The following is a 22,676-nucleotide window of genomic DNA, read 5'->3' as shown; positions in this document are numbered from 1 at the left end:
GCCCGGGTACGCCCATGCCCGCCGTCGCGTACCTCAAGAGCCTTCCCATCGACGACCCCCAGAGCCTGGTGGACATCGAGCTGCCCGTCCCCGAGCCGGGCCCGCGCGATCTGCTCGTACGGGTCGAGGCCATCGCGACCAACCCGGTCGACTACAAGGTCCGCCAGAACACCGACCCCGGCGGGCGCCCGAAGGTACTCGGCTGGGACGCGGCCGGTACGGTCGTGGCCGTCGGCGACGAGGTCGAGCTGTTCGCGGTCGGGGACGAGGTCTACTACGCGGGCGCGGTCGACCGCCCCGGCGCCAACTCCCGCTTCCACGCCGTCGACGAGCGGCTCGTCGGCCCCAAGCCCGCCACGCTCACCTTCACCGAAGCCGCCGCGCTCCCGCTGACCTCGCTGACCGCCTGGGAAGGTCTCTTCGACCGGATGGGCCTGCGCACCGGTGCCCTTGAACAGGAGGGCGTCCTGCTGGCGACGGCCGCCGCGGGCGGCGTCGGTGCCATGGCCGTACAGCTCGCCCGGTCACTGACCAGCCTGACCGTGATCGGCACCGCCTCCCGGCCGGAGACCACCGCCTTCGCCCGCCGCATGGGCGCCCACCATGTCATCGACCACCACCAGTCGCTCGCCGCACAGCTCAAGGACATCGCGCCGGGCGGCGTCCGCTACATCTTCAGTACGGCCGGCACCCACCGGAACATCACCGCGTACGCCGAGATCCTCACCCCCTTCGGCCAGCTCGTGTCGATCGACGACTACGACTCGCTCGACATCGGTGTGCTCAAGACCAAGAGCGTCTCCTTCCACTGGGAGTTCATGTTCACCCGCTCCCTCTTCCAGACCCCCGACCGCCAGAAGCAGCACCACATCCTCAGCCAGGTCGCCCGCCTGGTGGACCAGGGTGTCCTGGCCACAACGGCCGGCCGTGACCTCGGCCCCGTCAACGCGGCCAACCTCCGCGAGGCCCACCGCCTCCAGGAGTCTGGCACCTCCATCGGAAAGATCACCCTCACCGGCTTCTGACGGCCCCGCCTCCCACCGCGCCGCGCCCTTCGTTCATTTCGCGTCGGAGTAGCGCTCCACCGTCGCCGTGGTGAAGGGGAAGCGCACCGGCGTCTCTCCGAAGGCGATCCGTCCGGCCAGTTCACCGGCCTCGCGGATCGCCTGCACAACCACCTCGGACTCCTCCTCGGGGCAGTGGACGATCACTTCGTCGTGCTGGAAGAAGACCAGCTCGGCCCGCATGCCCGCGGTGGACCGGCGCAGGGCCGCCAGCATCAGGAGGGCCCAGTCGGCCGCGCTGCCCTGCACGACGAAGTTACGGGTGAACCGGCCGCGCGCCCGGCTGTTCGACGACGCGTAGCCCGGGGTGAACTCGCCGCCGCCGGAGTCCGGTTCGTCCGTGCCCTGGCCCTGCCCGCCGGATATCTCCTGCGGGATTCCGGCCTCGCCGTCGTCCTCCGCACCGGCTGCCCGGGGGCTTGTCCGGCCCAGCCAGGTCCGTACGATCCTGCCCTCCTCGCCCGCCCGTGCCGCGTCGTCCACATACGCCACGGCCAGCGGGAACCTACGGCGCAGCGCCGCCAGATTCTTCAGCCCGTCGCCCGACGTCTGCCCGTAGATCGCGCCCAGCAGCGCCACCTTGGCGTGGGCGCGGTCGCCGGAGAACGCCCGGTCGGACAGAGCCGTGTACAGATCGCCGTCGTGCCCCGCCACCTCCATCAGCCCCGGATCCCGGGAGATCGCGGCCAGCACCCGTGGCTCCATCTGGTCGGCGTCCGCCACCACCAGCCGCCAGCCCTCGTCCGCGACGACCGCGCGCCGGATCACCCGGGGTATCTGGAGCGCCCCGCCGCCGTTGGTGGTCCAGCGGCCCGAGACCGAACCGCCCGGCTGGTACTCCGGTCTGAACCGGCCGTCCCGTACCCAGTCCTGGAGCCAGCTCCAGCCGTGCGCCGTCCAGATCCGGTAGAGCTTCTTGTACTCGATCAGCGGCTCCACCGCCGGATGGTCGATCTTCTCCAGCTCCCAGCGCCGGGTCGACCGCACCTTGATACCGGCCTGGGCGAAGGCCTTCACCACATCCGCCGGCAGATCGGGCCGCACCCGCCGCCCGAAGGCCGCCGACACCTCGTCGGCCAGCTCGGCCAGCCGCCGGGGCTCGCCCCCGCCCGCGTACCGCTCGCCCAGCAGTTCGTTCAGCACCTCCCGGTGCACATCCGCCCGCCAGGGCAGCCCCGCGTGGTGCATCTCGGCGGCGACCAGCATCCCCGCCGACTCGGACGCCGTGAGCAGCCGCATCCGGCCCGGATGCTCGGCCGCCAGATGCCGGCGCTGCTGCTCCGCGTACACATCGAGGAGCGCCTCGAACGGAAGCCCCGCCCCCGCGTGCGGCTCGAAGAGCGAGGACTGCGAGCCGGGCTCCGCCGAGCGCGCCGGCGGATCGGGTGGCACCGGCGCGTTCCGCAGCCGCGCCCAGGCCGCCGCGGCCGACCGGGGCTCCCCGAGCCGCCCCTCATGCCCGAGCAGCAGCAGCTCCGCGGCCTCGACGTCATAGCACCGCTCGACCCGCACCCCCGCCGCGAGCAGCCGCGGATACACCTCGGCGGTGGACCGCCACACCCACCGCCCGGCCTCCGCCAGCCGGGCCCCGACCGCCGCGACCAGATCGGGCTCCCGCAGCACGGGCCCCGCCGCCCGGCCGTCCGCTCCCAGCGGAGCCAGCAGCGCGCCGCCGCCCTCCGCGGGGGCCAGGGCCCATCTCCCGGTCATACGCCGAGTCTCGCAGCCGGGTCTGACAACGGCGGGTCCCGCGCGTCCCCGCGAACCGCTCGGAAGGCGCGCCGGGCCGGACGCCGGGAGGATCGGAAATGTGGCCATGGCGATGGCCCGCACGGAAGGGAGATCGATATGCGAGCGGCTGTGTTCGAGAAGTTCGGCGGCCCCGACGTCCTGCACACCCAGAACATCGACGAACCGCACGCCGGTCCGGGCGAGGTCCGGGTGGCGATCCGGGCGGCCGGCGTCAACCCGATGGACTGGAAGATCCGCCACGGATGGATGGAACAGCACTTCTTCACCAAACTGCCCGCCGTGCCCGGTCTGGAGTTCGCCGGAGTCGTGGACGAAACCGGCGAAGGCGTCACGGACATGGCGGTCGGCGACGACGTGGTGGGCTGGACCGCAACCGGCGCCTACGCCCAGTACGCCCTTGCCGAGACCGTGGTGTCCAAACCGCCCTCCCTGGGCTGGGAGGAGGCCGCGGCGATCCCCGTCGCGGGCGAGACGGCCCGCCGCGTGCTCGACCAGCTCGCCGTGCGCAGGGGCGAGACCCTGCTGCTGCACGGCGCGGCGGGCGGGGTCGGCTCCGTGGCCGTACAGCTCGCGGTGGCCCGCGGTGCCACCGTGATCGGCACGGCGTCCCCGGCCAATCACGACTACCTCCGCTCGCTGGGCGCGATCCCGGTGGCGTATGGCGAAGGCCTGGTCGAGCGTGTCCGCGCGGTCGCGCCCCAGGGCGTGGACGCGGTCTTCGACACCGCGGGCCGAGGGGCGCTGCCCGACTCGATCGAGCTGCGCGGCGGCACCACGGGCCGGATCATCACCATCGCCGACCCCGGAGCGGCCGACCACGGAGTGACCTTCTCCTCCGGCGTCACCGCCCCCGGCAGGAAGCGCGCCGCCCTCGCCGAGAACGTCCGGCTGGCGGCGGAGGGAAAACTGCGCCTCCGGGTCGCCGGGACCTTCCCGCTGGCGGACGCGGCGAAGGCCCAGGAGACAAGCGAGAGCGGTCATGCGGGCGGCAAGTTGGTGATCAAGCCTTGATCGCCGGACCAACTGCCGGACCAACTGCTGGCCCAAGTGCGGGAACAAGCGCCGGGACAAGCTCCGGCACATGTGCAGGCACAACTGCCGGAGCAAGCGCTGAAACGGGTGACATGGCACGGAGGGCTCCTCTCATGCACCATAGGTTGCTTTCAGTAATTCTTGATTCCAGAGAGTAACGATGCCCGCTGACAGTGGACTTGTGCACGACGTCTACGACCCCGGCCGGTCCTGGCTGCCCCTGACGCGAATCCCGCTTCCTCACAAGCCGGAAGCGGCCCCCAGGGCGCGCAGGCACGCCCGCGAGGTGCTCGCGCTGCGCCGGGTGGACGCCGAACTGACCGCCACCGTCGAGCTGGTGGTCAGCGAGCTGGTCACCAACGCGGTACGCCACGGGGTCTGCCTCTGCGGCTGCACCCGGGGCCCGGTCTCGCTCAGCATCCTGCGCACGGAAGACCGTACGGACACCCGTACGTACGGCCGCGCCTACGGCCACACGGAGAACCGGTCGGACGGCCGCGCGGACTGCCGGGTCGCGTGGAACCGGCTCCGCGTCGAGGTCGCCGATCCGTCCCGTACGCCCCCGCGCTGGCCCATCGGCACCGGGCCGGCCGGCGCGGACACGGCGGACCCCGAGGAGGGCCGCGGCCTGCTGCTGGTCACCGCCCTCGCGGCGGACTGGGGCGACCATGCGGGCCCGGTCCGGGGAAAGGTGGTGTGGTGCGAGTTCATCGGCCGCTAGAGCGCAAGCGCTCCCTTACCGCTCGGCCCGTCGGCCGCCCCGCCCGTCGACCCGCCCCTCGGGCCCTGCTTCCTCGGGTCCCTCGGGCCCTGGTCTCCAGGGCCCTCCCTCATATCTCCAGCGTCCGGATCACCCGCGCCGGATTCCCCACCGCCAGCACACCCGCCGGGAGGTCCTTCGTCACCACCGCTCCCGCGCCCACCACCGTGTTCTCGCCGATCGTCACCCCCGGGCAGACGATCACCCCGCCGCCCAGCCAGACGTTGTCGCCGATGGTCACCGGAGCGGCCCGCTCCCAGCCCGCCCGGCGGCGTTCCGCGGCGAGTTCATGGATAGGGGTGAGCAACTGCACATTCGGGCCTATCTGGACGTCGGAGCCGATGTTGATCGGCGCCGAATCCAGGAACACCGCGTTGAAGTTGACGAACGTACGGGCGCCGATACTGATGTAACGGCCGAAGTCGCACTGGAACGGCGGCCGGATCCGCACGCCCTCGCCCACCGAACCCAGCAGCTCCGCGAGGATCTTGGCGCGCTCGCCCGGTGCGGCCCCGCCATTGGCGTTGTACGCCGCGCAGAGCGCGAACCGGCGCTCGGTGTCCGCGCCCAGCTCCTCGTCGTCCGGAAGAAACCAGTCCCCGGCCAGCATGCGGCGTTTGTTCTCGCCCATGGAAGTCCTCTCCCGCGCCGGACCGTCGGATCAGGCGCTGTCGGATCAGGTGTTGGAGACAGCAACGGTAGTCGGCCCGCCTCGCACCGGGCCTGGATATCCACAGCCTGTGGACAGAGCTGCCGCAACCACCCGTACCGACCTCCCTCCCGCCGGACCTGGCCCGACCCCGCTCCCGCCGGACCTGGGATCATCGGGACCATGAGTGACACGGATGCCGCCGCCGCGGGCGCGCGAACCGTCGAGCGTGCCCTGCACACCGTGCTCTCCACGCCGGAGGGCGATCGCGGCCAGGGCATCGACTCCGGCGCCTCCCTGCTCGCCGCCGACCCCGCGGCCGACGCCGAACTGCGCCTGCGCGGCGAGGGGTTCGTACGGCTGGCCTGGGAGCGCGGCTGGCAGCCCGCCGATCTCGTACGGCTGGTACGGCGCGACCTCGACGCCCCGCATCTGCGGCTGCTCGCCGAGCTGATAACGGCCGAGGCGCGGCGGTACGAGCGGCTGCCACCCCGCTGGACCGCCCAGCTCGCGGACCTCGCCGAGTTCGCCGGTCCCGACGACGAGGCCGGCTCGCGGTCCCGCAGGACCGACCGCTTCTCGTACGCCACCGCCGTACTGGAGCTGTACGTGCTGCTCATCCGGCTGCCCGCGGTCGAGCCGGTGGGACCGGTGCCCGGTACGCCCGTACACCTGCCTCCCTCGGACGGCGAGCCGCGGATGCTCACCCGGATCCGGGCGCTGCTCGCCAAGGCCGAGGCGACCGGCTACCCGCAGGAGGCGGAGGCCCTCACCGCCAAGGCGCAGGAGCTGATGGCCCGGCACAGCATCGACGAGGCCCTGCTCGCCGACCGTACCCACCGGGGCGACGTGCCGGGCGCCTGCCGGATCGGGGTGGACGCCCCGTACGAGACCGCGAAGGCGATCCTGCTCGACGCCGTCGCCTCCGCGAACCGCTGCCGCGCCGTCTGGAACAGCGCGTACGGCTTCTCGACGGTCGTGGGCTTCGAACCCGATCTGGAGGCCGTCGAACTGCTCCACACCTCGCTGCTGGTCCAGGGGACGGCGGCGATGACCCGCGCCGAGGCCGCCCAGCGCGCGGGCGGCCGCAAACGGACGAAGACGTTCCGTCAGTCGTTCCTGATGGCATACGCCCACCGCATCGGCGAGCGCCTGGCGGAGGCCACGGAGCGTACGACGCGGGAGGCGAGCGTGAGCGACGAGGGGGAGGGCGGCGGGCTGCTGCCCGTGCTCGCGGCGCGCGATGTGGCGGTGACCGACCGTACGGACCGGATGTTCCCGGAGACGGTGGCGACCCGGGTCCGCGGGGTGACGGACGCGGAGGGCTGGCACCACGGGACCTCGGCGGCGGACGCGGCGCGCGTGTCGGGCTGACGGTCCACCGTCAACCGCCGCCGCTCTCAACCGCCGCCGCTCTCAACCGCCGTCGCTCTCGACCGCCGCCCTCAAGCACCGCTCAACCGCCGGACATGCTCAGTGCGAGCCGTCCGGCGCCCGGCCACAATCACCCACGAGCTACGGCTACGACGTCGGCACAGCCGTCGGCAGGTCCGTCGGCAGACCCTCCGGAAGCACCCCGGTCTCGGTCTTCGCCAGCGTGTCCTTCGTGCCCTTGCCCCACGAAATCACCAGCGTCTTGCCGTTGTTGGACTCGATCGACCCCATGGTGCGGTCGGTGTTCCCGTCGTCGCAGGTCAGGGAGAGCATCGGCTCGCCCATGTCCTCCACCGAGCCCTGGCACACATGGTTGTCGGCGACGAGCGCGACCTTCCCCGCCCTGACGGACAGCGCGACGGCCTTGCCGTCGGTCAGCCCGGCCCAGGTGCCCTCGACACCGCCGCTCGCGTCCCCGCCGGAACCGGAGCCGGAATTCGAACCGGAGCCGGAGCCCGAACTGGAACCCGAGCCGGACACCGGCGCACTCGGCCCCCCAGAACTGCTGCTGTCCTTCCCCGAGTCGCCGTCCCCGCTGTCACCGCCGCAGCCCGTGAGCGCGAAGGCGAGTGCGGCGACGAGGCCGGCCGCGGCGGCGCTGGTTCGTACGAGCTTCTGCACGTTCAAGTCCCCCTTGTCGGGTACCGGATACCGGACCGCGCCAAGCTACCAGGAGCACTCGCGTGCCCTATATCGACTACAAGCGACTACAAGGACACGGATCTGTCGCGGAATTCATCTCCGGCCGCGAGCGGAATCGGAGCCACCGTGTGACGAGGGTGACGGCCCGGCAACAGCGCGCGCCGGCGCGGGCGGTCAAGAACGCCCGGGAAAAGGCGCCGCCGCCGTACGGCCCGGCAGTGCGCCGAGCCCCGGGGGCCCCTCCTGAGCAGGTCAGAAGGGGCTCCCATGTGTTGAACCGGTCTCATATCGGTCTCAAACCCGTAGACCATGGCCGGAATTGGGATCCGAATGGGCGTGAAACGCGTCTGTTCCTAGAGCACGAGGGATTCGCTCCGGACGACCGCCTCGGTGCGGTGTCTGTAATCAAAGGACCACCCCGCGTGCACGTGCATTTGCTCATGCATCAGCACATGAAACACAGCTATGATCCGAGACAGTTGACTACTGCACCTTGAAACTCGGGGAGCGACCTGTGCACCACGTGTACAACGGCATAACGGCCACAGAGCTTCACGGAGTCGTCTGGCAGAAGAGCATGCACAGCAACTCGCAGGGGTCCTGTGTGGAGTTCGCGAAGCTGCCGGGCGGGGAAGTGGCGGTACGTAACTCACGCTTCCCCGACGGTCCCGCTCTGGTTTACACGCCCGCCGAAATAGAGGCACTGCTACTGGGTGTCAAGGACGGGGAGTTCGATCACTTGGCGACGGGCGCCTGAGCGCCTGCCGGAACGTTCCGGCAGGCGCCACGCCCGGCAACCGGCCGCCGCCGCACGGGCGTGTCCCGGGCGTGAAGCCCGTACCGCCGCCGTCTCAACAGTTATATTTCGGCCACCCGCCCGAGCTGCCTCGCTCAGGGCGGTCGAACTCGGTCGGCTTCAGTCGGTCCGCAACTGGAACAGCGCCCAGACCACCTTGCCGTGCAGCGACCCCGCCAGCGGGTGCCAGCCCCAGGTGTCGCTGAACGACTCCACCAGGAACAGCCCGCGCCCCGATTCCGCGGCGCCGTCCTCCCCGGCCTCCCGCGCCGTCGGCCCCGAGTGACTCGGGTCCCGTACCGCGCACACGAGCCGGGACGTCCACCGCATCAGATGCAGCCGTACGGGAGGATCCTGCGGCTCCCGCGGCGTGTCCGCGGGCAGGGCATGGCGCAGCGCGTTGGTGACCAGCTCGGAGACGACCAGCGCGACATCGTCGAAGCGGTCGTCCAGCTCCCAGCGGCTGAGCGTGGTCCGGGTGAACTGCCGGGCCCCGCGCACCGCTTCATAGCGGGCCGGCAGCGCACACGACGCGGACCCCGCGGCGCCCGCGGGATCGATCGGGGGAAGCCCCTGCCTTAACGGCTCGAGCATGGTCGATCCATTCATCCCCATGCGAGGCACTCCCGGGATTCGCGGCCGTAGCGATACTGCGGTGGTCCAGAGTCACATCACGTCAATCACGAACGAGCACGCAGGTGCGCGAGCACCATGGTTCCCAATGCGTAGGGCAGATGCAAGGGCAGATGCACGTGCACGCGCCGGACTTGACCATGACCGTACCGGTTCTGGCAGATTTCTCCTCGTGACCAGTTTTGGTCTCTACGCAAAGGCTTCTTATTTCCGTAATCGAATGAGTACGGGCTGAAGCGTTTTGATGGCAGAATCCGGCACTTGGAGTCCGGGGGTGCTCCAGGCAGAACAACATGCGATGGGGAGGGTTGGAGACGTGACCGCAGCCGAATCGGGCGGTTCCGTGGTGCGGCGCATCCTGCTTGGCTCACAGCTGAGGCGGCTGCGCGAGACGCGCGGCATCACACGTGAAGCCGCCGGCTACTCGATCCGCGCTTCCGAGTCCAAGATCAGCCGTATGGAGTTGGGACGGGTGAGCTTCAAGGCCAGAGACATCGAGGACCTGCTGACCCTCTACGGTGTCGCTGACGAGGGCGAACGCGCTGCCCTCCTCGGCCTCGCCAGAGAGGCGAATGTCGCGGGGTGGTGGCACAGCTTCGGTGATGTGCTGCCCGGATGGTTCCAGACGTACATCGGTCTGGAAGGCGCCGCCTCACTGATCCGTATCTACGAGGTGCAGTTCGTGCACGGTCTGCTGCAGACCGAGGCGTACGCGCACGCTGTCGTGACCCGCGGCCAGCCGGACGCGCCGCGCGGTGAGGTCGACCGCCGTGTGGCCCTCAGGCTGGAGCGGCAGAAGGTTCTGGTGTCCGAGCGGGCACCGCGTTTCCACGCCATTCTCGACGAGGCCGCGCTGCGCCGTCCGTACGGCGACCGCTCGGTGATGCAGGGCCAGTTGAAACATCTCATCGAGATCTCCGAGCAGCCGAACATCACGCTCCAGGTGATGCCGTTCAGCTTCGGCGGACACGCGGGCGAGAGCGGCGCATTCACCATGCTGAGCTTCCCCGAGTCGGATCTCTCCGACGTCGTTTTCCTGGAACAGCTCACCAGCGCGCTGTATCTGGACAAGAGCGAGGAGGTCGCTCAGTACGAACGGGTGATGGGGCGACTACAGGTTGACAGCCCGGGTCCGGAGGAGAGCCGGGATGTCCTCCGCGAGCTGCTCCAAGTGATCTGAGACATCAGTACGATGACCTCACATCAGGAGTTTGCACCTGCAGTAAGGGATCGCATGTCCTACTTCACCGATCTGGCCCACCAGTACATCGACGGCGAGTGGCGGACCGGCAGCGGCTCGTGGGACATCATCGACTTCAACCCGTACAACGGGGAGAAGCTCGCGGCCATCACGATCGCCACCGTCGGTGAGGTCGACGAGGCCTACCGCGCCGCCGAACGCGCGCAGCGCGGCTGGGCCGAGACCAATCCGTACGCCCGCAGGCTGGTCTTCGAGCGGGTGCTCAGACTGGTCGAGGAGCGCAAGGACGACATCGTCGAGGCGATCATCGACGAGCTGGGCGGTACGCGCGTCAAGGCGGAGTACGAGGTGCGCAGCGCGCAGGAGTTCCTCCGCGAGGCCATCCAGCTCGCGCTGCGCCCGGAGGGCCGGATCCTGCCGTCACCGGTCGACGGCCGGGAGAACCGGGTGTACCGGCTGCCGGTGGGGGTCATCGGGGTGATCAGCCCCTTCAACTACCCCTTCCTGGTGACGATCAAGTCGGTGGCGCCGGCGCTGGCGCTCGGCAACGCCGTGGTCATCAAGCCCAATCAGAACGCGCCGGTGGTGGGCGGCGGGCTCATAGCCAAGCTGTTCGAGGACGCGGAGCTGCCGGCCGGACTGCTCAATGTGCTGGTGACGGACATCGCCGAGGTCGGTGACGCACTGATCGAGCACCCCGTCCCCAAGGTGATCTCCTTCGCGGGCTCCGACCGGGTCGGCCGCCATGTGGGCGCCGTCGCGGGCAGCAACTTCAAGCGGGCCATCCTCGAACTGAGCGGCAACAGCGCCCTGGTGGTCCTGGACGATCTCGACGAGGCGGGACTCGACTACGCCGTGGACGCGGCCGTCGCCAGCCGGTTCATCTACCAGGGCCAGGTCTGTATGGCCGCCAACCGCATCCTGGTGGACAGCAGCATCGAGCGGGAGTTCACCGAGAAGTTCGTCGCGAAGGTGACCGCGCTCAGGACCGGCGACCCTCGCGATCCCGAGACCCAGATCGGCCCGGTCATCAACACCTTCCAGGCGGACGCGCTGACGGCCCTGGTTGACCAGGCCCTCGGGGAAGGCGCCACGGCGCTGGTACGGGGGCGGACGCGCGGCAATCTCGTGGAGCCGACGGTGCTGTCGGGGCTGGCCGAGGACTCGCCGCTGATGCAGCAGGAGATATTCGGGCCCGTGGTGGTGCTGATGCCGTTCGACGGGGAGGAAGAGGCGGTACGGCTCGCCAACAACACGCCGTACGGACTGAGCGGGGCCGTGCACACCTCGAACGTCGAGCGCGGCGTGGCCTTCGCCAAGCGGATTGTCACCGGCATGATGCACGTCAACGACTCGACGGTGCAGGACGAGCCGATGGTGGCGTTCGGCGGGGAGAAGTTCTCGGGTCTCGGCCGGCTCAACGGCGACTCCACGGTCGAGGCGTTCACCACGCAGAAGTGGATCTCGGTACAGCACGGCCGTACGGAATTCCCGCTCTGAACCCCCGCTCCGGCGGGCCGGCGGCGGCGCGAGGCGGCCGCCGGGCGTGTCGTCGGCGGTTGGGGACGGGAAATGGTCAAAAGGGTGGATAGCTTCACGGGTGCCGGCCAGGACAGGCAACAGCAAGGGCCGGCACCGGACGAGAGGCACCACCCATGGCCACCCGCATCTACGCGGAAGCACCCGGCGACGAGCGCGGCGCGCTTCTCTCCTGCCTGGACGACGAGCGCGGCGGCATCCGCCGGGCGCTGCTCGGGCTGACGGACGAGCAGGCGACGACGGCCCCGAGCGCGAGCGAACTCTCCCTCGCCGGCCTGTTGAAGCACGCCGCCGAGGTCGAGCAGGGCTGGCTCTCCCGGGCTCAGGGGGTGGCGCCCGATGTACGGCGTTCCGAGGACGAGTGGCAGGAGTCGTTCCGGCCGGCCGGGGACGAGACGGTCGCGGACAGACTGGCGTACTGGGAGAAGGTGGCCGGGCAGACCGAGATGTTCATCCTCGGTCTCGACAGCCTGGACGAGACCTTCCCGCTGCCCGAAGCCCCCTGGTTCCCGCCGGGGGAGCGGGTGTCGATGCGCTGGCTGCTGCTGCACCTGATCACGGAGATGTCCCGGCACTCCGGCCATGCCGACATCATCCGGGAGACGATCGACGGGGCGACGGCGTACGAACTGGTCGAGCTGGAGCGGCGCGCCCAACAGCGGCGCCGGCCGGAACGGGAACGCTGACCGGAGCCGCGAGAGGCGCTGCTCGCCGGGGTCATAACCTGGAGCCATGTCAGTGATCCGTTTGCTCGTGCTCTTCGCGGTCCGTCAGCACGGCCGGGCCCATGGCTATCAGGTGCGCAACGACCTGGAGTACTGGGGCGCCCACGAGTGGTCCACCGCCAAGCCCGGCTCGATCTACCACGCGCTCAAGCAGATGGCGAAGCAGGGCCTGCTGCTGGCGCACGAGGTGGCGCCGAGCACGGCGGGCGGACCGCCGCGGACCGAGTACGAGATCACGGACGCGGGCCGCGAGGAGTACTTCCGGCTGCTGCGCGAGTCGCTCACCACATACGACCAGAAGATGGACGTCCTGTCCGCCGGGCTCGGCGCCATCGTCGATCTGCCGCGCGCCGAGGTCGTCGAGCTGCTCAAGGAGCGGGTGGCCGGGATGGAGGCCTGGCGGTCCGCCGTGACCGAGCACTACGTACCCGAGGACGGCCCCGAGCAGCTCGGGCACATCGGCGAGATCATGAACCTCTGGGTGTACTCGGCGGACTCGGGCGCGGAGTGGACACGCGGCCTGATCAAACGCATCGAGGGCGGCGCCTACACCTTCGCGGGCGAGGGCGAGCCGTTCGTGGGGGTGCTCGGCGAAGGCGAGGAGAACCCGTACGCGACGGGGATCCCCGATGAGGGCGACACCCACTAATCAAGTTTGACCAATCCGCGGGCGAGGGCTACTCTTCGCGAGCCAGTAGTCAAGTTTGATTACTGCGTAGGGGTGAGGAATGGGGAGGCGAGGGATATGACCGACGTGATCGTCGCGACCGGTGTACGCAAGCGGTACGGGGAGAAGCAGGCCCTGGACGGGTTCGATCTGACGGTGGCCCGCGGCACGGTCCATGGCGTGCTCGGCCCCAACGGCGCGGGCAAGACCACCGCCGTACGGATCCTGACCACGCTGCTGCGCCCCGACGAGGGGCAGGTACGGGTGGCGGGTCTGGACGTACGGACCGAGGGCCGCGGAGTACGGCGCAGGATCGGGCTGCTGGGCCAGCACGCGGCCCTCGACGAGGACTTGAGCGGCCGGCAGAACCTGGAGATGTTCGGACGGCTCTACCACCTCGGTTCCCGGCGCGCGGGGGAGCGGGCCGACGCCCTGCTGGAACGGTTCGGCCTGCTGGACACCGGCCGCAAGCCGGTCAAGCAGTACAGCGGCGGCATGCGGCGCAGGCTCGATCTGGCCGCGTCCCTGATCACCGGCCCGGAGGTGCTCTTCCTGGACGAGCCGACGACCGGGCTCGATCCGCGCGGCCGGGCGGAGGTGTGGAGCGCGGTGCGCTCACTGGTCGGCGGCGGTACGACCGTACTGCTGACCACGCAGTATCTGGAGGAGGCCGATCAACTGGCCGACCGTATCTCGGTCGTGGACAGCGGCCGGGTCATCGCCGGCGGCACCGCGGACGAACTCAAGGCCAGGACCGGTGGCGACCGGATCGATGTCGTCCTGCGCGACGCGGCCCGGCTCGCGGACGGCGCGCGGACCCTGGCGCGTACGACGGGCACGTACGCGGTCAGCACGGATGCGGACCGGCGGCTGCTCAGCGCGCCCGTGACCGACCGGATGGCGGCGCTCACGGAGACCGTACGGGCCCTGCACGGGGAGGGGATCGAGGCGGAGGACATCGCGCTGCGGCGGCCGACGCTGGACGAGGTCTTCCTCCAGTTGACGGGCGGGGAGAGCACGCAGGCCCATGACCAGCAGCAGGAACAGGAGGTACGGGCATGACGACCCTGCACGCCCCGGCGCACGCGCCCGCGCCCTCCGAAACCCCTCGCAGCCGCCTCGGCTGGGCCCTCGCCGACTCCTGGACCATGACCCGCCGCGAACTCGCCCGCTGGGCACGGCAGCCCGTCCAGGTCGTCGTCGGGCTGGTCTTCCCGGTGATGCTCCTGCTGATGTTCGGTTATCTGATCGGCGGCGGCCGGGGGATCGAGGGGGAGTACGTCGCGTTCCTCGTCCCCGGCATGCTCGCGCTGACCATGGCCTTCGGCCTTGAGTCCACGATGCTCGCCGTCACCCAGGACCTCAACAAGGGCGTGGTGGACCGGTTCCGGTCGATGCCCATGGCGCCGTCCGCGGTCCTGGTGGGCCGGAGCGCCGCCGACATGCTCCAGTCCGTGGTCGGCCTGTGCGTGATGATCGGCGTCGGCAGCGCCCTCGGCTGGCGCTGGCACGAAGGAACCGCGTCCTTCCTCGCCGCCGTCGGGCTGCTGCTCCTCTTCCGGTTCGCGATGCTCTGGCTCGGCATCCAGCTCGCCATGGTGGCGGGGCGCCCCGAAATGGTGCAGGCGGTGCAGATCCTGGTCTGGCCGATCGGCTTCCTCTCCAACGCGTTCGCGACACCCGAGTCCATGCCGGGCTGGCTGGGCGCGGTCGTGGAGTGGAACCCGATGTCGGCCACGGCCACCGCCGTACGCGACCTCTTCGGCAACCCGGCCGCGGCGGGCGGCTCCTGGGCCGCGGAGCACGCCGGACTGCTGGCGGTCCTCTGGCCGGTGGTCCTGCTCGCGGTGTTCTTCCCGCTGGCGGTACGGCGGTTCGCCCGGCTCAGCCGCTGAGGAGCGAGCCGTACCGGACGGGCGGCGAGGCCGGCCGTACCCGACCCGCCGCCCGCCCCCGCCTCCGTACGCTCAGTGGTGGAACGCCGTGGCCAGCGACTTGTCCCGCACCGACGGATGCGGCTGGGCGCGCAGCGCGGGGAGGATCTGCTCCAGATCGTCCATCAGCAGTGCGGCGAGATCGGCGGAGAAGCCGTTGCGGCAGACGATCCGCAGCACGCACAGATCCTGCCGGTCGGCCGGGAAGGCGTACGCGGGCACGAGCCAGCCGTGCTGGCGCAGCCGGGCCGAGACGTCGTAGACATCGAAGTTCTCGTTGCCGGGCGCGGTGGTGAAGGCGAACACGGGCAGTTCGTCGCCCCGGGTGAGCAGCCGGAAGTCGCCCAGGCCCTCGATCCGCCCGGCCAGTTTGGTGGCGATGTCCCGTGCCGTCTGCTGCACCGCGCGATAGCCGTCGCGGCCCAGCCGCAGGAACGTGTAGTACTGCGCGACCACTTGGGCGCCGGGACGCGAGAAGTTCAGCGCGAACGTGGGCATGTTGCCGCCCAGATAGTTCACCCGGAAGACGAGTTCCTCGGGCAGTTCGGCGGCCGAGCGCCACAGCGCCCAGCCGACGCCCGGGTAGACGAGTCCGTACTTGTGCCCGGAGGTGTTGATGGAGGAGACGCGCGGCAGCCGGAAGTCCCACACCAGGTCCTCGTCGAGGAACGGCGCGACCATGGCCCCCGACGCCCCGTCGACATGGACGGGGATGTCGAGTCCCGTACGTTCCTGGAGGGCGTCCAGCGCCGCGCAGACCTCGCCGACCGGTTCGTACGAGCCGTCGAAGGTGGAGCCCAGCACGGCCACCACCCCGATGGTGTTCTCGTCGCAGAGATCGGCGGCGGCCCGCGGGTCGAGATGGAAGCGCTCGCCCTCCATGGGCACCTGGCGCGGCTCGACCTCCCAGAAATTGCAGAACTTCTCCCAGCAGACCTGCACATTGATGCCCATCACGAGATTGGGCCGGGCGGTCGCCGGGTAGCGGTCCGCGTTGCGCCTGGCCCAGCGGCGCTTGAGCGCGATTCCGGCGAGCATGCACGCCTCGCTGGACCCGGTCGTCGAGCAGCCGACGGCCGTCGCGGGGTCCGGGGCGTTCCAGAGGTCGGCGAGCATCGCCACACAGCGCCGCTCCAGCTCGGCGGTGCGCGGGTACTCGTCCTTGTCGATCATGTTCTTGTCCCGGCACTCCGACAGCAGTGTCGTGGCCTGCGGTTCCATCCAGGTGGAGACGAACGTCGCGAGATTGAGCCGCGAATTGCCGTCCAGCATCAGCTCGTCATGGACGAGCTGGTACGCGATGGCGGGCGGGATCGGCCCGTCGGGCAGCCGGTGGATGGGCGGGGCCGAGGTCATTCCGCTGACCGGGTCGGCCTCCCCGTAGAAGGGGTTGATCGACAGCCGCTGCCGCTCGGCGCGCTCGGCCTCGGGCATGCCGGTCGCGTCCGCGCCTCGGTGGAGTGGCATCGGCGGTTCTCCTCAGGGGCGTCGGTGCGGCCGGTCGGGGGCGTCGGCGCGGCCCGGATCTGATCAGGGCCGGCTTTTTCCGGTCAGCTTTCTTCATTTATGCCCGAAATGGCGCTGCGGCGCATCCGTGGTGCATGTCCACGGGGCCGGGTGGAACCTGGAGGAGCGGGCGGGCGTTGATAGCTTGTGCGCGGCCGACCACGCCGAATTGACGATCGACCGACTATCGACACAACACAGGAGTCCGGAACCCGTGACGACCATTGCGCTCGGACCAAGCTGGCTGGACCCGGACTATCTGATCGGGACCTTCGGACTGATCGGTGTCCTGGTCATCGTCTTCGCCGAGTCCGGCCTCCTGATCGGGTTCTTCCTGCCCGGCGACTCACTGCTCTTCACCACCGGTCTGCTGGTGACCTCCGGCACGCTCGGCCACCCGCTCTGGCTCGTCTGCACGCTGGTGGTGCTCGCGGCGATCATCGGTGACCAGGTCGGCTATCTCTTCGGCCGTAAGGTCGGCCCCGCGCTCTTCAAGCGCCCGGACTCCAGGCTCTTCAAGCAGGAGAACGTCGAGAAGGCGCACGAGTTCTTCGAGAAGTACGGCCCCAAGTCCCTGGTCCTGGCCCGCTTCGTGCCCGTCGTACGGACCTTCACGCCGATCATCGCCGGTGTGAGCCGGATGAACTACCGCTCGTTCATCATCTTCAACGTCATCGGCGGCACGCTCTGGGGCGCGGGGGTCACGCTGCTGGGAGCGGCGCTCGGCAAGATCGAGTTCGTTCACAAGAACATCGAGATGATCCTGATCCTGATCGTGCTGATCTCGGTGCTGCCGATCGTGATCGAGTTCCTGCGGGCACGTTCCAAGTCCAAGAAGGCCGCGCTCACGGCCGACGAGGATTCCGGTGCGGCGCAGGGGGACATCCCGGGCGCCCCGGGCGCCGGCGGCCAGCGCGGCCGTCACGCCAAGCGCTGAGCCGGCTGAGCCCGCCGACCCCGCTGCGCCGGGGCCGTACCCGTACGTTCTAGAAGCCGCGCGTCCGCTTGGCCGCGCGGCGGCTCGACGCCCGGCCCGCCCCCGGCACCGTGAGGAACAGCCGGGAGATCTCGCCCCCGAGATTCACCCCGATCGCGATCGCCAGGGCCAGCGCCGCCGCCTTGGACAGCGAGGCCAGCCCGCGGTCCGGATTGTTCTGCGCGATCCCCAGCAGCCCGAAATAGGTCGCGGAACCCGGCAGCAGCGGTCCGATCGCCGCCGTGACATAGGGCAGCGCCGAGGCGAACTGGTAGCGCGAGAAGAGCTGTCCGAACAGCCCCACCAGACCGGCCGCCACCGCCGTCGCGGCCACCGGCGAGATCCCGCCCGTATCGTGCATCGCCGCGTACACGACCCAGGCGATCCCGCCGTTGAGGGACACCATCAGCACCGTGGAACGTTCCTGCTGGAGCAGGATCGCGAAGGTGAAGCTCAGCACCACGGCCGCGAGTATCTGCACCACCGGACGCTCCGCGGTGTGCGGCGCGGAGTCCGGGTTGAGCTGCGCGTCGAGCTGCACCCCCAGATAGAGGACGGTCAGCACGCCGATGATGATCGCGATGAAGAAGTACATGACCTCCAGCAGCCGCGCCGACGCGGTGATGTAGTAGCCGGTCAGCCCGTCCTGCACCCCCGCGACCAGCGCGCGCCCCGGCAGCAGCGCGAACAGACCGCCGGTGATCACCGCCGAGGGCCGTACCTCCCACTGCGCGGCCGAGCCCACCAGGGTCAGCGCCACCCCCATCGCCGCGGGCGGCATCGCGGCCACCACGAACTGGTAGAACTCCGGCAGCCCGCGCCCCGCGCACAGCCAGGCCAGCCGGTCCCCGAGCATCGCGCCGAACGCCGCCGCCACGAACACCAGGAACCCGCCGCCGACCAGCACCGAGGCCGACCCCGCCAGCACCCCGCTCGCCACCGTCAGCACCCATCCGGGGTACGGATGCCGGTTGCGCCGGATCTCCGCCAGCCGCCGGTAGGCCTCCTCCAGCGTGACATCCGTGTCCGCGGTGGTGATGTCGTCGATGAGCGTGAAGACGGCGGACAGCCGGGTGTAGTCGGTGCCCCGCCTCCGTACGGTCCTGCTGGCCGTCACCGGGTCCTCCACCAGCGACGGCTGATGGGAGATCGACAGCAGGGTGAAGGTGACGTTCGGCTCGCAGCGGTCGAGGCCGTACGCGCGGCTCACCGCGAACATGGCGGCCTCGACGTCCTCCGCGCCCTCGCCGCCCGCCAGCAGCAGTTCACCGATACGGAGCGTCAGGTCCAGCACCCGGGGCACCGCGGGCCCGTTGTCGTCGTGCCGCTGCACCGGTTCCGGTACGGGCCGGTCGCCGGGCGGCATCCGCAGCAGGGTGCGCATCCGGTCCTGCCAGGGCGCCCCCTTGGCCCATCCCTCGGGCAGCACGAAACCCGATCCCGGACGTTCACCGCCGGTCAGCGTCAGCGGTTCCACCCCGTGCGGCGGGGTGAAGGCACTGTGCGCCTCGTCCGACCGGGGCTTGCGCTCGTCGGGGCCGTCCGGCTCGGCCGCCACTGTCCTCGCCGTCACGCCCTCACTCCCCGGCTCCCTGTCGTCTCTGTGGTGCTCGTCTCTGTGGTGCTCGCTCTTACGCCCGTACTCGTCCGTGCCCCCCGTACGCGTCCGCGTGTTCCGCAGTCCCGCGTCTGCCCAGTATGAGCACGGACATGAGAGCCCACACCCGCGTCCGCGGACCCGGGCACTCAGCCACCCCCGCACACGGACGGGCGGCGCACCTCACGAAGAGGTGCGCCGCCCGTCGTCCGCCCCGGCCGTCCGGCCGGTCATCCGGAGGAGTGTGCGGTCAGTGCGCCGTCAGTGCGCGCCGCCCTGCGCCTCAAGTCGCTTGTACGAGGCCTCGATCTCGGCCTCGGCCTCGGCACGCCCCACCCACTCGGCGCCCTCGACGGACTTGCCGGGCTCCAGGTCCTTGTAGACCTCGAAGAAGTGCTGGATCTCCAGCCGGTCGAACTCCGAGACATGGTGGATGTCACGCAGGTGCTCCACCCGGGGGTCCGAGGCCGGGACGCACAGCAGCTTGTCGTCGCCGCCCGCCTCGTCCGTCATCCGGAACATGCCGATGGCGCGGCACTTGATGAGGCAGCCCGGGAAGGTCGGTTCGTCCAGGATGACCAGCGCGTCCAGCGGGTCGCCGTCCTCGCCGAGGGTGTTCTCGACGAAGCCGTAGTCGGCCGGGTAGCTGGTCGAGGTGAAGAGACGCCGGTCGAGGCGGATCCGGCCGGTCTCGTGGTCCACCTCGTACTTGTTCCGCGAACCCTTAGGGATCTCGATGGTGACGTCGAACTCCACGGGTGGCTCCTCCATGATCAACACATCTGTCCGGTGATACTGCTGAGTGCTGCGTCTTCGCGGAGGAGGGCCCCCGGACCGGCGGCCTGACGGGCCGCCGCTGGGCCGGGGTGCCATGCTCGTGGCAAGGCGCAGTGATTAAGTGTCCCCCACGCAGCAGTGTGATCGCGAAAGGGGCTGGTCGGCCGTGCTTGAGCCGAAAGTGTGGCAGCTCACGGCGGGTTCCGCCGTTGTCGGCCTGGCCCTCGCGGCCGTCGCGGTGACCATGGCAGGACCCTGGGAATCCGGTCAGCGCAGGTCCGAGCGGGAGTGGGCGGCCGCGCAGAGCGGCACGGGTGGCGCACATCACGAGCCGGCCGCTCCCCGTACGCCCTCGCCCGCGCCCAGTGCCCCCGGGGTGCTCTCCGTGCTCACCGCCCCGTCCGCCGAGCCCGCCGAACTGTCCGAGGAGCTCAGGAAGAAGCTCGGGCCGCTGCTCGACGACAAGGACCTCGGCCGGCTGCGCAGCGCCTCGGTCGTCGACGCCACGACCGGCAAGGCGCTGTACGGAAAAGCCGCGGACACCCCGATGACCCCCGCCTCCACCGTCAAGATCGCGACCACGGTGGCCGCCCTCTCCGCCCTCGGCCCCGACCACCGCATCGCCACCACGGTCATGGCCTCGCCCGACGCCACGCGGCTCACCCTCGTCGGCGGCGGGGACTCCACCCTCGACCGCACCGGACTGAGCGCGCTCGCCGACGACACCGCCCGCGCGCTGCGCGACCGCGGAATCGCCAAGGCCGGGCTCCAGTACGACATCTCCCTCTACTCGGGCCCCAAGCTGCATCCCATCGGCCCCAACGACAACATCGCCCCCGTCACCGCGCTGATGACCCGGCAGGCCCGCCTCGACGAGTCCACCCGCGGACCCGCCCCCCGCGGCGGCGATCCCGCCGGCGCCGCGGCCCGCGAATTCGCCGAGCTGCTGCGCGAGCGGGGCATCCGTACGGCCGCGCCCCCCGCCGAGGGCAGGGCACCCAAGGACTCGAAGCCCCTCGCGCGCACCTACTCCCAGCCGCTCTCCGCCCTGGTCGAACGCACCCTGACCGAGAGCGACAACGACACCGCCGAGGCCCTCGCCCGCCAGACCGCGATCGCGCTGGGCATGCCCGCCAGCTTCGACGGCGGCGACCGGGCGGTCCGCGCCCAGCTCGGCAAGCTCGGCCTGCCGCTCACCGGAGCCCGCTTCGCCGACGGCAGCGGCCTCGACCGCAAGGACAGGGCCAGCGCCGCGCTGCTCACCGCGCTGCTGGCGCGCGCCGCCGATCCGGACCACCCGGAGCTGCGGCCCGTCCTGACCGGGCTGCCCATCGCCCGGTTCACCGGGACCCTCCGGAGCCGGTACGCGGACGCCGCGCCCGCCGCCGGACTCGTACGCGCCAAGACGGGCACGCTCACCGGCGTGAACACCCTGGCCGGCACCGTCGTCGACGCGCGGGGCCGACTGCTGGCCTTCGCCTTCATGGCGGGCTCGACCACGGCCCCCGGGGGAGCGCAGGCAGCTCTGGACCGGCTCTCGGCCGCCCTGATCCGCTGACCCCCGTACCCGCGCGCCCCGCAGCCGTACCGCCGCGCGCCCTCTCGTACCCCCGCCCCTGCACCCGCCCGGCCCTCCGACGGCCCAACCCGCTCAGGAGGGCGTGTCCCGCCCGGTCTCCGGGCCTGATTCCGGGGTGCAGGCGAGCCCCTAGGGGGCGGTACGAGGGTGGATCCGGGTCCGTGACACCTCACCGCTCCGCGGGCCGACCACGTACGGTTGACACATGACGAGCATCGGTGGTGCCGAGATGGTCGACTGGAATCTCGCGGTGGCGACCGCGACCCGCCTGGTACGGCCCGGGCCCGAGGTGACCCGGGACGAGGCGCGCGCGATCGTCGCGGAGCTGCGCAGGCATGCCAAGGCCTCCGAGGAGCACGTACGCGGGTACACGCGAATGGTCCCGGACGGCCATGAACCCCCGGACACCCCCGTCCTGGTCGTCGACCGGGCCGGCTGGGTGAAGGCGAACGTCGCCGGGTTCCGCGAGCTGCTCAAGCCCCTGTTCGAAAAGATGCTGGAGCGCCGCTCGAACACCCCCGGCGGCGCCGTGCTCGGAGCGGTCGGCGGCAAGGTGACCGGCGTGGAGCTGGGCATGCTGCTGTCGTTCATGGCCTCCCGGGTGCTAGGCCAGTACGAGACCTTCGCCCCCGCCACCCGCGATCTCCCCGCGGGCGAGCACGGCGCGGGACGGCTGCTGCTCGTCGCCCCGAACATCGTCCACGTCGAGCGCGAACTGGACGTCGACCCGCACGACTTCAGGCTCTGGGTCGCCCTCCACGAGGAGACCCACCGTACCCAGTTCACCGGCGTGCCCTGGCTGCGCGACCACCTCCAGGGCGAGATCCAGTCCTTCCTGGACGAGACCGAGGTCGACCCGATGACCGTCCTGGAGCGGCTCCGCGAGGCCGCCCAGTCGCTCGCGGGCGGCCGGCCCGAGGGCGAGGAGGACGAGCACGGCAGAAGCATCGTCGAGCTGGTCCAGACCCCCGGCCAGCGCGAGATCCTCAGCCGGCTGACCGCCGTGATGTCCCTGCTCGAAGGCCACGCCGATTATGTGATGGACGGGGTCGGGCCCGATGTCGTGGCCACCGTCGCCGAGATCCGCGAGAAGTTCCAGCAGCGCAGGGCCCGCGGCGCCAGCCGGCTCGACCAGGCGCTGCGCAAGCTGCTCGGACTCGACGCCAAACTCCGCCAGTACCGGGACGGCGAGCGGTTCGTACGGACCGTCGTCGAGGAGGTCGGCATGGCCGGCTTCAACCGCGTCTGGACCTCGCCCAACACCCTCCCCACCAAGGCGGAGATCGCCAAACCGGCCGACTGGGTCGCTCGGGTGCACCGTAAGGCGGACTCATGACCCCGGCCCGGCTCACGGCGGCCCATGACGGTGCCTCGCGGTCCGTGGCAGAAGAACGCCCCATGTATCACCCATCC

Annotated in this window: 21 protein-coding genes and 1 pseudogene; 15 read left to right on the top strand and 7 right to left on the bottom strand. The window is 70.7% G+C overall.

The window, feature by feature from the left end; genetic code table 11:
* Positions 1-14: 14 nt before the first annotated feature.
* The gene (locus ACFU9P_RS12020; protein WP_384080014.1) at positions 15-1,025 is read left to right on the top strand and encodes a zinc-binding alcohol dehydrogenase family protein; all 1,011 of its coding nucleotides are present in this window, start codon (positions 15-17) and stop codon (positions 1,023-1,025) included.
* A gap of 33 nt (positions 1,026-1,058) precedes the next feature.
* Here the strand turns inward: ACFU9P_RS12020 and ACFU9P_RS12015 are convergent, their stop codons facing one another.
* Positions 1,059-2,774 (bottom strand): bifunctional 3'-5' exonuclease/DNA polymerase, encoded by a 1,716-nt coding sequence (locus ACFU9P_RS12015; RefSeq protein WP_384079116.1) that lies wholly within the window; start codon positions 2,772-2,774, stop codon positions 1,059-1,061.
* A 138-nt stretch (positions 2,775-2,912) separates the two neighbouring features.
* Between ACFU9P_RS12015 and ACFU9P_RS12010 the strand changes: the two genes are divergently transcribed.
* Entirely contained in the window at positions 2,913-3,827 is a 915-nt protein-coding gene (locus tag ACFU9P_RS12010) for an NADP-dependent oxidoreductase (RefSeq protein ID WP_384079113.1), read from the top strand.
* A gap of 181 nt (positions 3,828-4,008) precedes the next feature.
* Entirely contained in the window at positions 4,009-4,569 is a 561-nt protein-coding gene (locus ACFU9P_RS12005; RefSeq protein ID WP_384079110.1) for an ATP-binding protein, read from the top strand.
* Between the two features lie 109 nt (positions 4,570-4,678).
* Here ACFU9P_RS12005 and ACFU9P_RS12000 read toward each other — a convergent pair whose 3' ends face one another.
* Positions 4,679-5,239, bottom strand: coding sequence for a sugar O-acetyltransferase (locus ACFU9P_RS12000; RefSeq protein ID WP_384079107.1), 561 nt, complete (start codon positions 5,237-5,239; stop codon positions 4,679-4,681).
* A gap of 201 nt (positions 5,240-5,440) precedes the next feature.
* On the opposite strand from ACFU9P_RS12000, the gene ACFU9P_RS11995 reads away from it, so the two are divergent.
* Positions 5,441-6,631 (top strand): DUF2786 domain-containing protein, encoded by a 1,191-nt coding sequence (locus tag ACFU9P_RS11995; RefSeq protein WP_384079104.1) that lies wholly within the window; start codon positions 5,441-5,443, stop codon positions 6,629-6,631.
* A 147-nt stretch (positions 6,632-6,778) separates the two neighbouring features.
* On the opposite strand, the gene ACFU9P_RS11990 is transcribed toward ACFU9P_RS11995, so the two are convergent.
* Positions 6,779-7,312, bottom strand: a complete 534-nt coding sequence (locus ACFU9P_RS11990; RefSeq protein WP_384080011.1) for a hypothetical protein — start codon at positions 7,310-7,312, stop codon at positions 6,779-6,781.
* Positions 7,313-7,339: 27 nt separating this feature from the next.
* Here ACFU9P_RS11990 and ACFU9P_RS11985 point away from each other — a divergent pair.
* Together ACFU9P_RS11985 and ACFU9P_RS11980 are read left to right on the top strand one after the other, a co-directional pair.
* Positions 7,340-7,545, top strand: a pseudogene (locus ACFU9P_RS11985) (bS18 family ribosomal protein); the annotation flags it as partial.
* A gap of 302 nt (positions 7,546-7,847) precedes the next feature.
* Entirely contained in the window at positions 7,848-8,090 is a 243-nt protein-coding gene (locus ACFU9P_RS11980) for a DUF397 domain-containing protein (RefSeq protein WP_046504855.1), read from the top strand.
* A 159-nt stretch (positions 8,091-8,249) separates the two neighbouring features.
* Here ACFU9P_RS11980 and ACFU9P_RS11975 read toward each other — a convergent pair whose 3' ends face one another.
* Positions 8,250-8,744, bottom strand: a complete 495-nt coding sequence (locus tag ACFU9P_RS11975; RefSeq protein ID WP_079023567.1) for an ATP-binding protein — start codon at positions 8,742-8,744, stop codon at positions 8,250-8,252.
* A gap of 316 nt (positions 8,745-9,060) precedes the next feature.
* Here ACFU9P_RS11975 and ACFU9P_RS11970 point away from each other — a divergent pair, with 316 nt between their 5' ends.
* The 6 genes from ACFU9P_RS11970 (at position 9,061) to ACFU9P_RS11945 (ending at position 14,789) form a co-directional block, all read left to right on the top strand.
* The gene (locus tag ACFU9P_RS11970; RefSeq protein ID WP_376383839.1) at positions 9,061-9,942 is read left to right on the top strand and encodes a helix-turn-helix domain-containing protein; all 882 of its coding nucleotides are present in this window, start codon (positions 9,061-9,063) and stop codon (positions 9,940-9,942) included.
* Positions 9,943-9,996: 54 nt separating this feature from the next.
* The gene (locus ACFU9P_RS11965; protein ID WP_376383836.1) at positions 9,997-11,463 is read left to right on the top strand and encodes an aldehyde dehydrogenase family protein; all 1,467 of its coding nucleotides are present in this window, start codon (positions 9,997-9,999) and stop codon (positions 11,461-11,463) included.
* A 155-nt stretch (positions 11,464-11,618) separates the two neighbouring features.
* A complete protein-coding gene (locus ACFU9P_RS11960; protein WP_384079098.1) occupies positions 11,619-12,188 on the top strand; it encodes a DinB family protein in 570 nt (189 codons plus the stop codon).
* Between the two features lie 46 nt (positions 12,189-12,234).
* Positions 12,235-12,876, top strand: coding sequence for a PadR family transcriptional regulator (locus tag ACFU9P_RS11955; protein WP_384079095.1), 642 nt, complete (start codon positions 12,235-12,237; stop codon positions 12,874-12,876).
* A gap of 96 nt (positions 12,877-12,972) precedes the next feature.
* Positions 12,973-13,956 (top strand): ATP-binding cassette domain-containing protein, encoded by a 984-nt coding sequence (locus tag ACFU9P_RS11950; RefSeq protein WP_384079093.1) that lies wholly within the window; start codon positions 12,973-12,975, stop codon positions 13,954-13,956.
* A complete protein-coding gene (locus ACFU9P_RS11945) occupies positions 13,953-14,789 on the top strand; it encodes an ABC transporter permease (RefSeq protein ID WP_384079090.1) in 837 nt (278 codons plus the stop codon). Before ACFU9P_RS11950 ends, ACFU9P_RS11945 begins: the two co-directional genes overlap by 4 nt.
* Before the next feature lie 72 nt (positions 14,790-14,861).
* On the opposite strand, the gene ACFU9P_RS11940 is transcribed toward ACFU9P_RS11945, so the two are convergent.
* Positions 14,862-16,295 carry a glutamate decarboxylase gene (locus tag ACFU9P_RS11940; protein ID WP_376383821.1) on the bottom strand — a complete coding sequence of 478 codons (1,434 nt, stop codon included), beginning with the start codon at positions 16,293-16,295 and terminating at the stop codon, positions 14,862-14,864.
* Between the two features lie 253 nt (positions 16,296-16,548).
* Here ACFU9P_RS11940 and ACFU9P_RS11935 point away from each other — a divergent pair, with 253 nt between their 5' ends.
* Entirely contained in the window at positions 16,549-17,271 is a 723-nt protein-coding gene (locus ACFU9P_RS11935) for a DedA family protein (protein WP_384079086.1), read from the top strand.
* Positions 17,272-17,320: 49 nt separating this feature from the next.
* Here ACFU9P_RS11935 and ACFU9P_RS11930 read toward each other — a convergent pair whose 3' ends face one another.
* Positions 17,321-18,868: a threonine/serine exporter ThrE family protein gene (locus tag ACFU9P_RS11930; protein ID WP_384080008.1), complete on the bottom strand. Its 1,548-nt coding sequence runs from the start codon at positions 18,866-18,868 to the stop codon at positions 17,321-17,323.
* Between the two features lie 300 nt (positions 18,869-19,168).
* Entirely contained in the window at positions 19,169-19,663 is a 495-nt protein-coding gene (locus ACFU9P_RS11925; protein ID WP_046504875.1) for an inorganic diphosphatase, read from the bottom strand.
* A 187-nt stretch (positions 19,664-19,850) separates the two neighbouring features.
* Here ACFU9P_RS11925 and dacB point away from each other — a divergent pair, with 187 nt between their 5' ends.
* Together dacB and ACFU9P_RS11915 are read left to right on the top strand one after the other, a co-directional pair.
* Positions 19,851-21,242, top strand: coding sequence for a D-alanyl-D-alanine carboxypeptidase/D-alanyl-D-alanine-endopeptidase (gene dacB / locus ACFU9P_RS11920; RefSeq protein WP_376384094.1), 1,392 nt, complete (start codon positions 19,851-19,853; stop codon positions 21,240-21,242).
* Between the two features lie 226 nt (positions 21,243-21,468).
* A complete protein-coding gene (locus ACFU9P_RS11915) occupies positions 21,469-22,599 on the top strand; it encodes a zinc-dependent metalloprotease (protein ID WP_376384097.1) in 1,131 nt (376 codons plus the stop codon).
* The last annotated feature ends 77 nt before the right edge of the window (positions 22,600-22,676 follow it).

It is taken from the genome of Streptomyces sp. NPDC057617 (assembly GCF_042800555.1).
In the GTDB taxonomy this organism is placed as follows: domain Bacteria; phylum Actinomycetota; class Actinomycetes; order Streptomycetales; family Streptomycetaceae; genus Streptomyces.
The sequence above is the reverse complement of the archived record's forward strand: the minus strand, read 5'-3'. Positions and strand labels throughout refer to the sequence as shown.

Excerpts from the sequence above, each read along its gene's own strand:
- ACFU9P_RS11970 (WP_376383839.1), top strand. The coding sequence starts at position 9,061 with ATGGGGAGGGTTGGAGACGTGACCGCAGCCGAATCGGGCGGTTCCGTG.
- ACFU9P_RS11965 (WP_376383836.1), top strand. The coding sequence starts at position 9,997 with ATGTCCTACTTCACCGATCTGGCCCACCAGTACATCGACGGCGAGTGG.
- ACFU9P_RS11955 (WP_384079095.1), top strand. The coding sequence starts at position 12,235 with ATGTCAGTGATCCGTTTGCTCGTGCTCTTCGCGGTCCGTCAGCACGGC.
- ACFU9P_RS11995 (WP_384079104.1), top strand. The coding sequence starts at position 5,441 with ATGAGTGACACGGATGCCGCCGCCGCGGGCGCGCGAACCGTCGAGCGT.
- ACFU9P_RS11945 (WP_384079090.1), top strand. The coding sequence starts at position 13,953 with ATGACGACCCTGCACGCCCCGGCGCACGCGCCCGCGCCCTCCGAAACC.
- ACFU9P_RS11940 (WP_376383821.1), bottom strand. The coding sequence starts at position 16,295 with ATGCCACTCCACCGAGGCGCGGACGCGACCGGCATGCCCGAGGCCGAG.
- ACFU9P_RS12020 (WP_384080014.1), top strand. The coding sequence starts at position 15 with ATGCCCGCCGTCGCGTACCTCAAGAGCCTTCCCATCGACGACCCCCAG.
- ACFU9P_RS11975 (WP_079023567.1), bottom strand. The coding sequence starts at position 8,744 with ATGGGGATGAATGGATCGACCATGCTCGAGCCGTTAAGGCAGGGGCTT.
- ACFU9P_RS12010 (WP_384079113.1), top strand. The coding sequence starts at position 2,913 with ATGCGAGCGGCTGTGTTCGAGAAGTTCGGCGGCCCCGACGTCCTGCAC.
- ACFU9P_RS12005 (WP_384079110.1), top strand. The coding sequence starts at position 4,009 with ATGCCCGCTGACAGTGGACTTGTGCACGACGTCTACGACCCCGGCCGG.
- ACFU9P_RS12000 (WP_384079107.1), bottom strand. The coding sequence starts at position 5,239 with ATGGGCGAGAACAAACGCCGCATGCTGGCCGGGGACTGGTTTCTTCCG.
- ACFU9P_RS12015 (WP_384079116.1), bottom strand. The coding sequence starts at position 2,774 with ATGACCGGGAGATGGGCCCTGGCCCCCGCGGAGGGCGGCGGCGCGCTG.
- ACFU9P_RS11960 (WP_384079098.1), top strand. The coding sequence starts at position 11,619 with ATGGCCACCCGCATCTACGCGGAAGCACCCGGCGACGAGCGCGGCGCG.
- ACFU9P_RS11915 (WP_376384097.1), top strand. The coding sequence starts at position 21,469 with ATGACGAGCATCGGTGGTGCCGAGATGGTCGACTGGAATCTCGCGGTG.
- ACFU9P_RS11950 (WP_384079093.1), top strand. The coding sequence starts at position 12,973 with ATGACCGACGTGATCGTCGCGACCGGTGTACGCAAGCGGTACGGGGAG.